The organism is Microcystis sp. LEGE 00066 (assembly GCF_015207925.1).
Classification (GTDB): Bacteria; Cyanobacteriota; Cyanobacteriia; order Cyanobacteriales; family Microcystaceae; genus Microcystis; species Microcystis ichthyoblabe_A.
In genome coordinates, this window is record NZ_JADEVX010000040.1 from 16,653 (window position 1) to 29,015 (window position 12,363).

At 43.0% G+C, this 12,363-nt stretch carries 9 protein-coding genes; 4 read left to right on the forward strand and 5 right to left on the reverse strand.

Annotation, left to right across the window (positions count from 1 at the left end; all coding sequences use genetic code 11):
* Positions 1-24 precede the first annotated feature (24 nt).
* The 4 genes from metH (at position 25) to IQ224_RS07975 (ending at position 6,720) form a co-directional block, all read left to right on the forward strand.
* Positions 25-3,588: a methionine synthase gene (metH, locus tag IQ224_RS07960; protein ID WP_194032806.1), complete on the forward strand. Its 3,564-nt coding sequence runs from the start codon at positions 25-27 to the stop codon at positions 3,586-3,588.
* A gap of 234 nt (positions 3,589-3,822) precedes the next feature.
* Positions 3,823-4,425, forward strand: coding sequence for a J domain-containing protein (locus IQ224_RS24915; RefSeq protein ID WP_193957229.1), 603 nt, complete (start codon positions 3,823-3,825; stop codon positions 4,423-4,425).
* A gap of 2 nt (positions 4,426-4,427) precedes the next feature.
* Positions 4,428-5,429 (forward strand): hypothetical protein, encoded by a 1,002-nt coding sequence (locus IQ224_RS07970; RefSeq protein ID WP_194032807.1) that lies wholly within the window; start codon positions 4,428-4,430, stop codon positions 5,427-5,429.
* A 232-nt stretch (positions 5,430-5,661) separates the two neighbouring features.
* Entirely contained in the window at positions 5,662-6,720 is a 1,059-nt protein-coding gene (locus IQ224_RS07975) for a D-alanine--D-alanine ligase family protein (RefSeq protein ID WP_194032808.1), read from the forward strand.
* Between the two features lie 346 nt (positions 6,721-7,066).
* On the opposite strand, the gene IQ224_RS07980 is transcribed toward IQ224_RS07975, so the two are convergent.
* The 5 genes from IQ224_RS07980 to IQ224_RS08000 all read right to left on the reverse strand — a co-directional run bounded on the left by IQ224_RS07980 (position 7,067) and on the right by IQ224_RS08000 (position 11,840).
* Entirely contained in the window at positions 7,067-7,831 is a 765-nt protein-coding gene (locus tag IQ224_RS07980; protein WP_194032809.1) for a Uma2 family endonuclease, read from the reverse strand.
* Between the two features lie 66 nt (positions 7,832-7,897).
* Positions 7,898-9,574 carry a bifunctional 3,4-dihydroxy-2-butanone-4-phosphate synthase/GTP cyclohydrolase II gene (gene ribBA, locus IQ224_RS07985; protein ID WP_194032810.1) on the reverse strand — a complete coding sequence of 559 codons (1,677 nt, stop codon included), beginning with the start codon at positions 9,572-9,574 and terminating at the stop codon, positions 7,898-7,900.
* A gap of 137 nt (positions 9,575-9,711) precedes the next feature.
* The gene (locus tag IQ224_RS07990) at positions 9,712-10,590 is read right to left on the reverse strand and encodes a phycobilisome linker polypeptide (RefSeq protein ID WP_002745355.1); all 879 of its coding nucleotides are present in this window, start codon (positions 10,588-10,590) and stop codon (positions 9,712-9,714) included.
* 176 nt (positions 10,591-10,766) lie between these two features.
* The gene (cpcA, locus tag IQ224_RS07995) at positions 10,767-11,255 is read right to left on the reverse strand and encodes a phycocyanin subunit alpha (protein ID WP_002736555.1); all 489 of its coding nucleotides are present in this window, start codon (positions 11,253-11,255) and stop codon (positions 10,767-10,769) included.
* Positions 11,256-11,321: 66 nt separating this feature from the next.
* Positions 11,322-11,840, reverse strand: coding sequence for a phycocyanin subunit beta (locus tag IQ224_RS08000; RefSeq protein WP_002735500.1), 519 nt, complete (start codon positions 11,838-11,840; stop codon positions 11,322-11,324).
* Positions 11,841-12,363 lie beyond the last annotated feature (523 nt).

Below are 12,363 nucleotides of genomic sequence, written 5' to 3' on the forward strand. Positions count from 1 at the left end.
AATGCTATAGCAGTAAATCTCTCTATGAATAGCCCCTTTCTCGACTACCTCAACGGTCCCAAGCATCCCGTCCTCGTCTTTGATGGAGCGATGGGAACTTCCCTACAAAGCCAAAATCTCACGGCCGAGGACTTTGGTGGGGCAGAATACGAAGGTTGTAACGAGTATCTTGTCCATACTAAACCTAGCGCCGTAGCGAAAGTCCACGAAGCTTTTTTAGCAGTGGGTGCAGATGTGATTGAAACCGACACCTTCGGGGGAACCTCGATAGTTTTAGCCGAGTACGATTTAGCCGATCAAGCCTATTATCTCAACAAAAGCGCCGCCGAACTGGCCAAAGCTTGCGCTAATAAATACTCTACCCCCGAAAAACCCCGTTTTGTGGCGGGTTCCATGGGGCCGGGGACAAAACTGCCCACTTTGGGTCATATTGACTTTGATACCCTCAAAAATGCCTATGTGGAACAGGTAGAGGGTCTGTATGATGGCGGGGCAGATTTATTATTAGTAGAAACCTGTCAGGATGTCCTGCAAATTAAAGCGGCTTTAAATGCTATTGAAGAAGTATTTCAGAAAAAAGGTCAACGATTGCCCCTGATGGTTTCGGTGACGATGGAAACCATGGGAACGATGTTAGTAGGAACGGAAATTAACGCCGTTGTCTCTATTTTACAACCCTATAAAATTGATATTTTGGGACTTAACTGCGCCACTGGTCCCGATTTAATGAAACCCCATATTAAATATCTCTCGGAAAATTCCCCTTTTATTGTTTCTTGTATTCCTAACGCTGGTTTACCGGAAAATGTCGGCGGTCAAGCGCATTATCGCCTCACTCCCGTAGAATTAAAAATGGCTTTAATGCACTTTATCGAAGATTTGGGAGTACAAATTATCGGCGGTTGTTGTGGTACTCGTCCCGACCATATTCAAGCTTTAGCGGAACTAAGTCAGGGTTTAACTCCGAAATCTCGTCATTATCATTATGAACCCTCCGCCGCTTCTATTTATAGTACCCAACCCTATATTCAAGATAATTCTTTTCTCATTGTCGGGGAAAAATTAAACGCCAGTGGTTCTAAAAAATGTCGGGAACTGCTCAATGTTGAAGACTGGGATAGTTTAGTATCGATGGCAAAAGCGCAGGTAAAAGAAGGAGCGCATATTCTCGATGTCAACGTCGATTATGTGGGACGGGATGGGGTGCGCGATATGCACCAATTAGCCTCTCGTTTAGTTAATAATGTCACCCTACCTTTAATGTTAGATTCCACCGAATGGGAAAAAATGGAAGCGGGGTTAAAAGTAGCGGGGGGTAAATGTATCCTCAACTCTACTAACTACGAAGACGGGGAACCGCGTTTTTATCAAGTCTTGGATTTAGCGAAAAAATACGGCGCGGGGGTAGTAATTGGAACCATTGATGAAGAAGGAATGGGCCGCACTGCCGAGAAAAAATTCCAGATAGCTAAACGGGCCTATTATGGGGCGATAGAATACGGAATTCCCCCCTACGAAATCTTTTTTGATCCTCTAGCTTTACCGATTTCTACTGGTATCGAAGAAGACCGAGAAAATGGCAAGGCTACTATCGAAGCAATGCGTCGAATTCGCCAAGAACTGCCAGAATGTCACATTCTTTTAGGTGTGTCTAATATCTCGTTTGGGTTGAATCCGGCAGCGCGTCAGGTATTAAATTCTGTCTTCCTTCACGAAGCGATGCAGGTGGGGATGGATGGGGCAATCGTCAGCGCTAATAAGATTCTTCCTCTGGCAAAAATTGAACCAGAATATCAGCAAATTTGTCGGGATTTAATCTATGATAATCGTCGTTTTGATGGCGATATATGTGTTTATGATCCCCTGACCAAATTAACCGAATTATTTGCGGGTAAAACTACTAAAAAAGACCCCTCTACTAATGCTAATTTACCCGTGGAGGAACGCTTAAAACAGCATATTATTGATGGGGAAAGATTGGGACTGGAAGAGGCTTTAAAGCAAGCTTTACAGGACTATCCACCCCTAGATATTATTAATATTTTCCTCCTGGATGGGATGAAGGTAGTGGGTGAGTTATTTGGTTCGGGACAAATGCAGTTACCTTTTGTTCTCCAATCGGCCCAAACTATGAAAGCGGCCGTTGCTTTTTTAGAACCCTTTATGGAGAAAAAAGAGGGGGATAATAATGCCAAAGGGACTTTTATTATCGCAACAGTTAAAGGAGATGTTCACGATATTGGTAAAAACTTAGTTGATATTATCTTGACCAATAACGGCTATAGGGTGATTAACTTGGGCATTAAACAACCCGTAGAAAATATCATCGAAGCCTACAAAGAACATAAGGCCGATTGTATCGCTATGAGCGGTTTATTGGTGAAATCGACGGCTTTTATGAAGGAAAATCTAGAGGTTTTTAATGAAAAAGGAATCACCGTTCCTGTTATTCTTGGTGGGGCAGCTTTAACTCCCAAATTTGTCCATGATGACTGTCAAAAAACCTACAAGGGGCAGGTTATCTATGGAAAAGATGCCTTTTCTGACCTGCATTTTATGGATAAATTAATGCCCGCTAAAGCTGGCGGTCAATGGGATGATAGTAAAGGCTTTTTAGCGGAGTTGGCCGAGGCAGAAAAAACCCCGGTTGTTGCCGAAGAATTAGAGGTTAATCCCGATACTATTTTTACTGATGGAACCCTGGACAAAGAATTAGTTATTGATACCCGTCGTTCCGAAGCGGTGGAAGTTGATATTCCCCGACCAACACCGCCCTTCTGGGGTACTAAAATATTAACAGCAGCAGAAATTCCCATCGAGGAGGTTTTCTGGTATTTGGACCTACAAGCTTTATTTGTCGGTCAATGGCAATTCCGCAAACCCAAAAGCCAATCGAAGCCAGAATACGACCAGTTTTTACAGGAAAAAGTTCATCCAATTCTGACAGCATGGAAAGAGAAAATTGTCAAGGAAAATTTACTAAACCCCACATTAATTTATGGTTATTTTCCCTGTCAATCCTCCGGTAATTCCCTGTTAATTTACGATCCCGAATCGATACAAGCAGGCGAAAAACCCGAAAATCTGCAACCGATCGCCATTTTTGAGTTTCCTCGCCAGAAATCTGGTCGTCGTCTCTGTATTGCTGACTTTTTCGCCCCGCAGGAATCCGGTATTATCGACGTTTTCCCGATGCAAGCGGTGACGGTGGGGGAAATCGCCACGGAATACGCTAAATCTCTCTTTGATGCCAACGAATATACCGAATACCTCTATTATCACGGTATGGCTGTGCAAACCGCCGAAGCCATGGCCGAATGGACCCACACCCGCATCCGTCGCGAGTTAGGTTTTGCAGAGTTCGATCCCGATAATATCCGCGATATACTGCAACAGCGTTACCAGGGTTCTCGCTATAGTTTCGGCTATCCCGCTTGTCCCAATATTCAGGACCAATACAAGCAATTAAATCTGTTAGGATGCGATCGCATTGGGATGTATATGGACGAAAGCGAACAATTGTACCCAGAACAATCCACCACCGCCATTATCACCTATCACCCCACCGCTAAATACTTTAGTACCTAATCAGTGACCAGTTATCAGTGATCAGATTTGAGTTTTCATTGCAATTATCGACTTAGATCTATAATATGCCAGCAATTTTTTTCATTATTAACCACATGACAAAGTGGCCACTGCTGTGGTATTAATTTAAGATAGGAAGTTTTCGGGAGTCAGTCGTCGGTCGTTCATACCAAATTAGCCTACACCTCATCTTGATAGGAAAGGCTATATTTTTTGCAGCTTCTTAGGGAAATTATGACCACTAATCCTCTTAACTCGCTCATTTTAGAGCAGATTAGTCATATCTGTGAGCAATACTCGATCGAAAGTCGTATTCTCGAAGATTTTGCTGATTTTGTCATCAAAAACCACCGTAAAAAGTCTCCTAAACCATCGTTAACTAAATCAAAAACTACAGCCACCACCACCACAGGCCCAAAAGTTAAACCTTTAACTCTAACGCAACTTAAACAGGCAGTTTATGCCTATTTTGAGGTTAGCAATACCACAGAATTAAAAAAATCGAGTATGTTTCAAATGGCTACTAGAGCCTTTGATAACATCAATTTATCTCAGCGAGAAAGTTGGGAGGTTATCTACAGGAAATATATCGGTATTCTTCCCGAAGAAGATTACGAACAGGGGAAAGATTGTATCAACGGTATCAATATTTTTAAATATTTTCGTCCCTATCGTGTTTTCGATCTTGATCCAAATACTGCCAGCAAGGAAGACATTAAAAATGCCTATTATCGTCTTTCTAAGATCTATCATCCTGATAACCAAGAAACAGGAAACTCTCACATCTTTGATCGTTTGACTGTGATGTATAAATCTATCACCACGGAGATAAAATAATTATGCCTCAGAAAGCAAATACCTTCCTGATCCGGGATACCGAATTAGCTCAATGGTTTTCTATTACTCTCGAAAAACTAGAAAAAATTGTTGATATTTTTGATGCTGATCCTAATGATGATTGGGATTTAGTTGAAGGTGTCGATTATCAATTTGTCAACAAAAAAGATAAAGTTAGAGTGTTTTCTTTTGAAGGTGCTTTAAAAATTGCTTCCTATATCGAGAAGAATGAAAAGCGAGGAATTATATACAGATTTAGAGAATTTTTTACTAAGCACGATCAAAAAATTCGTCGCTCCTTAGCACGAAAATTAATTTTTGCTGAACTCACTGACTCTGGCGAAATTCAAGTTTATAAAGGACGGCCTATGATTCATAAACAGAGTTTGCGGCGAATTTTAAAAACTAATGGAACCAAGCTAAATAAAAACGTGAATCATCTTCAGCAAAGAACTGATAAACCTCTAGAATTAGGAGTAGATTTTTACGAAGATGAAAAAAGAGAGTTTTGGTTCTCTGAAACTGGAGTTGTTCGCATTTCTAAATCCATGAGTGAAACTTTGACGAATAAATCGCGCCAAGAAATGTGTAAAATGATTGAAATCGAGTTTCCTCTTGCCTTTAAAGAAATTCAGGAACATCTAGATGACGATACCAAACAAAAAATCGAGATTGAAAAGGCTAAAAAACGAGCTAAAACTAGAGATAAAAACACTTGTCAGGTGACGGGGCAAAAACCGGATAGACATAATAAATTTAATCTCGCTGTCCATCATCTTTACTCTGTCCAAAAATATCCCCATCTAGCGACATTAGATCTGAATTTGGTGACTATTAAAGAAGAAATTCACCAAGAATTCCACGGTAATTTAGGGGGATTTCATCAACCTTGTACCATCGAGGATTTTATCGAATTCTTGCACGTTTACTATCCCGAACATCATAGTAATTTAGCCTTAAAACTTCAGAAAACTAAGAAAAAACTGGAAAAATTAGCTAAATAATCATTCAATTTCGGGGGGTGAATAGCTTCAAGGTGATTATCGATTTTTTTAGGGAAAGAACGACCAAATTTCATCCCGATCGATAATTAATTTATCTTGAGGTTTTGCCAAAACCCCGATCTGACGAGGAGCAGCTGCATCTAAATCATTGGCAACTATTGTCAACTCCGCCCATAGTATATATGATAGTTGAACTCTAATTTAGGATCTAGCTGGGTCTAGAGAGGATAATATGGATAAGATCAAGGTAGGATTGTTGTTTGGTGGTCGATCGGGAGAACACGAGGTATCTATCAATTCGGCTCGATCGATCCTGCAAGCTTTTAATTACCCCGAAAATCTTGACAAATACGCCGTTATCCCCTTCTATATCGATAAAAATGGCTGTTGGCATTCGGCAGCAACTGCTAGACAAATTTTAACCTCTGGGCAACCCCTAGCTATTGAGAGTGATATAAAAGTCAATATCTGGCAATTTCCCCCGGAAGTGAGAGAAATCGAGGTTTGGTTTCCAATTCTCCACGGACCGAATGGAGAAGATGGCACTTTACAAGGATTACTCACTCTCATGCGGGTTGCTTTTGTGGGTAGTGGGGTACTGGGTTCATGCTTGGGAATGGATAAAATTGCCATGAAAACTGCTTTTGCAGCCGCTGGATTACCCCAAGTTAAGTATAAGGCCATAACCCGCTCGCAAGTGTGGTCAAATCCCTGTATTTTTCCGCAATTGTGCGATCAAATCGCCGAGGAAATAGGTTATCCTTGTTTTATTAAACCGGCTAATTTAGGTTCTTCGGTGGGTATTAGTAAAGCACGCAACCGGCAAGAATTAGAGGCTGCTTTAGATAGTGCTGCTAGTTATGATCGACGGATTATTGTTGAAGCAGGAGTAACCGCAAGGGAGATCGAATGTGCGGTTTTAGGTAATGATAATCCCCAAGCTTCTCTGGTGGGAGAAATTACTTTTGATAGTGATTTTTATGACTACGAAACTAAATATACTGACGGGCGATCGAGTATGGTGATTCCCGCTAATATTCCCGATAAAATTGCTAATCAAGTGCGAGAAATGGCTGTAGAAGCATTTAAAGCTGTGGATGCTGCGGGATTGTCGCGGGTGGATTTTTTCTATGTAGAAAATACTGGGGAAGTGTTTCTCAATGAAATTAATACTCTGCCGGGGTTTACTAATTTTAGTATGTATCCCCAACTCTGGAAAGCCACCGGTTTAGAGTTTGATAAATTGGTCGATAAGTTGGTACAATTAGCCTTAGAAAGACAGGAAAAATAAGGTTAAATTACCATTATTTCTAGGATAGGAATTACCTATTAAATAGAAGATAAATTTTGTCTTTGATCCCCCCTTATTAAGGGGGGAAACTGACAATTTTTAACACCTAACTAGGGTTTGCTGAATAAATGTGAAATATAGACGAGGTAAGGGTTTTAGGGTCTTGTTTCGCGAAACAGGTGCAAGATTTTGAGAGAATCGTGCTTCAAAACCTTGGGTCTTCATCGGCCCGCGTTCTGTAAGGGCGAAGCATTCGGGCAATAACCTATCGGTGAAACCGTAGATTTTCTATCCGAATGCTTCGCCCCTACTTTTTCAGCAAACCCTACTTAGAGATATTGATCAATCAGATAGTTTCGGGATCAATGCCCAATTCTCGTAATTTTTGGGCTAATTTTTCCTTCTCCAAGATAGCTTGTTCTTTTTCAAGGATAGCCTGTTCCTTCGCTTGTCGTTCCTGTTCCCTTTCTAAAAGAATCTGTTCCCTTTCTAAAAGAATCTGTTCCTTTGCTTGTCTTTGCTCTAATTCAGCTTCTTGGGGAGTGGGAACCAATTGACCATCGGCGGTAAAATAACGCAGTTTACGGTCAAAAATGCCTAAATATAGTTCTAATTGTTCACTCCATAAATAGCCGTTTTCATTAGCAGGAATAGCCTGATATTGTCCCGCAATTAGTCTAAATCCTTGCAATTCTAAGGTATTAGGATCGAACCAAAAATAATTAGGAGTGCGAAAGGTATTTTGATAGAGAATTTTCTTTTTAGTGCGGTCAATATTGGCCGTAGAATCGGAAAGAATCTCCACGATCACATTGGGATATTTACCCCCTTCTCCCCAAACTACCCAACTTTTGCGGGGACGTTTTTCTGTATCTAAAACCACAAAAAAATCTGGACCACAGAAATCGCGCTTTTTCAGTTGTTCTTCGTTATAGTAGATAGTCAGATTACCGGAAGCATAGTAATCGTTTTTCTCTTGCCATAATAATTCTAGACAACTGAGAAGAATTATGATCTGTTGCAGATGTAAATCACTTTCCAAGGGTGGTTCATCACTCCATAAATCCGTGGGGGGACAGGTAACTTCCGGTAAAATGTCGAGAGTTGTCATAGTTTTTCCCCGTTATACTAGCTTTGTTTAATTATAACTGTTACGATCTTTTCTGGTCATAAAAAACTAACTTTTGGCTGACTCACGAGTAAAACTGTAGATAATTTGGGTAGCTAATTGTGGTAATTGTGAAAAATCTTCATCGGACATTTTTTGACGATCGAGTTTCATTTGTAATCCCGTCATCGAATCATCTCCGTCGGAAATTAAAAATTCTAAGCGTTCAATTTCCGACCAATCTTTAACGTCATTTAATATCTTGTCAATAACCAAAAGGTAAGGATGGGAAGGATCTTTATACCAATTACTGCTGACACCCTGACGAATATCTAAACCTAAATGTACGATCAAAGGGGCGCGATTAAAAAGGGCATTGGCTACCGGTCGGGTTTCTTCTTGGAGAGATAATTGATTAGCGCGACTTAACTGCCGTAATTTCTCTAATTGATGATATCTTTGCGAAATTGACGGCGGATTTTCCCCCCAACTGAGAGCGATGGTGACTAGATAGGTTTGTAAGAATAGATGTCCTAACTTTTCCGCTTTTGTGGCCAGATAATTGGAATTATAATCATTAGCCTCGATCAGTAAAGGTACTCGCTCGACTATTTCCAAACCATAGCCTTTTAATCCGGCAATTTTACGCGGATTATTGGTAATTAAACGAATATTTCTCACCCCCAAATCGTTAAGCATTTGCGCTCCCATGCCGTAATCGCGCAAATCGGCGGGAAATCCTAACCTTTCGTTGGCTTCCACCGTATCTAATCCTATATCCTGTAAAGAATAGGCTTTTAGCTTATTAATTAAGCCAATTCCCCGGCCTTCCTGTCGCAGGTAAACCACCACCCCTAAACCGTTGTTTTCAATCATTTTTAAGGCACTTTGTAACTGTTGCCGACAATCACAACGCAAGGATCCCAAAGCATCCCCGGTCAGACATTCCGAGTGCATTCGTACCATTACAGGTTGATCATCAAAGAGAGCGGGATCGCCTTTCACAATAGCGATGTGTTCGGTTTGATCTAATAAATTTCGGTAGGCATAAAGCTGAAAAGTGCCGAATTGACTGGGAAAATTACAGACCGTTTCCCGATGGACAAAGCGATCATGTTTTAAGCGATAACCGATCAGATCGGCAATGCTAATTAACTTGAGATTATGTTGACGAGCGTATTCAAATAGTTGCGGTAAACGGGCCATGGAACCATCGGGATTTTGGATCTCACAGATAACTCCCGCCGGATACAACCCGGCTAATCGAGCTAGATCCACCGCTGCCTCCGTATGACCGGCGCGTTTTAAGACTCCACCGGCTTTAGCACGAATCGGGAAGACATGACCGGGACGGGTGAGATCGTCGGGACGAGTGACTGGATTAATGGCAACTTGCACGGTTTTCGCCCGATCTTCTGCCGAAATGCCAGTTTTAACCCCTAAATGGGGAGCAGCATCGATGCTAACGGTAAAAGCGGTTTGATTGCTATCGGTGTTTTTTGTCACCATCAAGGGTAATTCGAGAGCATCAAGACGCTCTCCCGTCATTGCCAGACAGATTAAACCGCGAGCTTGCACTGCCATGAAGTTAATCATATCGGGGGTGGCAAATTGGGCCGCACAGATTAGATCTCCTTCATTTTCGCGATTCTCATCATCAACTACTACAATAGCCCGTCCGGCTTTGATTTCCGCTAAGGCAGTATCGATAGAGTCAAAAGCGATCGAAGTGACAGTCACAGGCATTAAAACGGTAGAACTATTTTCATTCTACAGGTTTGCTCGATCTGCTGAGGGTCAATTTCTGCCAGTTCCCTAGAAAAAAGTCTCCCGGTGAACCTGACGGCTGCCCGGGAGACTTTTAGCTATCTTAAGCTAGAAGATTAGTTCAAACTAGCGGGGGTGATGCTGGCAACTTTGCCACCGAGACGGTTGATCTGTTGCAGGGTGTTATTTAACTGTTCAAAGGGGACGATAATCGCTTTGCTACTGCGACGGACACGGGGATAACCTGGTTTGCTAATAGCGGCAATTTCCACGCGATAGAGCTTACCCACATCACCATAGGCCACACTACCACCAAGAGCTTTACTGGGGGTGTTGCGTTGAGCAGAGGGACGATAGGCCCAACCATCGCTGCCACCGGAGGGACCGACTACTGCCGAAGCACCGTTTTGAGCTAATTCCACCGCTAAACGGGAGGTTTTGCCGGCAATCTGAGAGCGATCGCTGTTGGCATAACCGCGATAGAGTTGGAACATCCGGGTAAATCCCACGGTTTTCTGACCGGGTTGGGTGGCGAAACCGCGATAGTAGGGAACGATGCTATCGCCGAAGTTTTCGGTATATTCGGCGGAATCGATGTAGGAGTCGATATCGGCCTCGAATCCTTTGTTTTCATAGAGATCGAGGTGATAGACCACTTCCGACTCATCGTAGGGAGCGCGACCTAAAAGATGTTTGATATTAAGTTCGATGACGCGGGTTTGGAAGTTACCGTAGAAGAATTTGTTCTTATACAGTTCCGATTTGGCCACGGCGCGGACAAATTCCCGCACGGTGATCGAACCATTGCAGAGTAAGGATTCGGCACTGGTAAGGCGCTCGGAACGCATGATATAGTCATTGCCTAGCACCTGACGATAGACGGCGCGAATAACCGCCTGTGCGTCGTCACGGGACCAATCGGGACGTAATTCCACGGGAGCAACCTCGCTAAAAGCGGTTGTCCCTAAACGGGAAGCTGAGGTAGTAATTGCCACTAAAGTTCTCCTACAAAAAAATGATCATTTTCTGACCCCTCAAAACTAGGGGAGGATCAGTTCGATTACCTGGCCGCCTTGACGATGGATATAACAAGGTCTGGAAGAACAGGTGATTGCTAACCCTTTTGCTAACAACCTCCTGTCTTTCCAGACCAGCAGTTTTTTCGATTGGACTAGCTGAGAGCGTTGATAGCGTAGTCGATATAGGAGTTGGCTTCTACCGCAGGGTCGCCACTTAAACCATGGTTGGCTTTGATATATTTGAGAGCTTCGATGTACCAGCTAGGAGACAGGTCGAAGGTGCGGTTGATTTCGTCGATACCAGCGATGAGGTACTCGTCCATCGGACCGGTTCCACCAGCAACTAAGCAGTAGGTCACCATGCGGAGGTAGTAACCGATGTCACGAGCGCATTTTTCTTTACCGCGTTGGTCCGCCGCAAAGTTAGCCCCTTGCATTTGGGTGGTGTAGGGGTACTTGTTGTACACAGCTTGAGCAGCGCCAGAGATCAAAGAATTGGCTTTTTCGGTCAACACTTTAGCGGCGCTGAGGCCAGCAGAAGCTTGACGAAAACGACCGAAAGCAGTTTGGATTTCGGTGCTGCTTAAGAAACGACCTTGAGAATCAGCGGCTGCTACGGCTTCGGTAAGGGGGGTTTTCATTTTTTGGTATCTCCCAATAATCTTGCAATAAGTTTCCTACGGTTTAATTGAGACTAGCCCCAGGGACTAGGCGACAGCAGCGGCGGCGCGGTCGAAGTAGCTGGCAATTTCAGACATTAAAGCACTGCAATCGCCGGGGGTGATACCGTTGCGATCGTTAGCAATGGATAAAGCGGCTTCTTTCATTTTGCTTACGCCAGCAGCTACGGAAGCTCCTGGTACTCCCAAAGCTACATAGGTTTCGCGCAGACCATTTAAGCAACGATCATCGAGAACACTGCCGTCGCCAGAGAAGGTAGCGTAGGTAACATAGCGCAAGATGATTTCCATGTCGCGTAGGCAAGCGGCCATACGACGGCTGGTGTAGGCATTACCACCGGGGGTGATCAGTTGGGGCTGTTCAGCGAACAGGCTACGAGCGGCGTTGGCAACGATGGTGGAAGCGTTACTGGTGATCCGGTTAACAGAGTCCATCCGTTTGTTGCTGTCGGCAACCATGGCGCTGAGAGCGTCTAGTTGCGAAGAGCTTAAATATTCGCCACGAGCATCAGCTTGGGATACTACCCGGGTGAATGCGTCAAACATTGTGACAATCTCCTAAATTTAAATGGGATTTGCTTGCAATTAAAATTTTCCCTCTTAAGGGATTTCACGGTGAGTCTGGACGAGCCTTGACCGTGATTGTTGCGATTTACTTTAAGAAACCTGAAAAAACTTCACTGCTCTCTCATAAATCACCTAAGGAGGTTAAACAAGTATCCAGCTTAACTTTTGTCTGTTATCTTGGCCCCTCAAGTTAAATTTATACACTGCTGTCGAAACTTTGTTTGTTACAAATTATTAAGTTTTTTGCTGTCTTTTTGTAACGGTCACTTAACAATGACTTGATCGATTTGGTCATCAATTCCTGACATGGCTCAAAGCCTCTCACCGTCAGGAAATCAGAGACAGCAAGGCTTTAAGGGTATAAAGGGCAGCAAGATAGAAAATTTAAGTTTTTTTTAATATTTTCCCGATTTCCCTTCCCCTATTACCCAAGGATCGCCCTTTCCAGCACTCCAACAAGATGAAGTTTTGTAAAGAAGGGTGTGGGGTGTGGGGAGTGGGG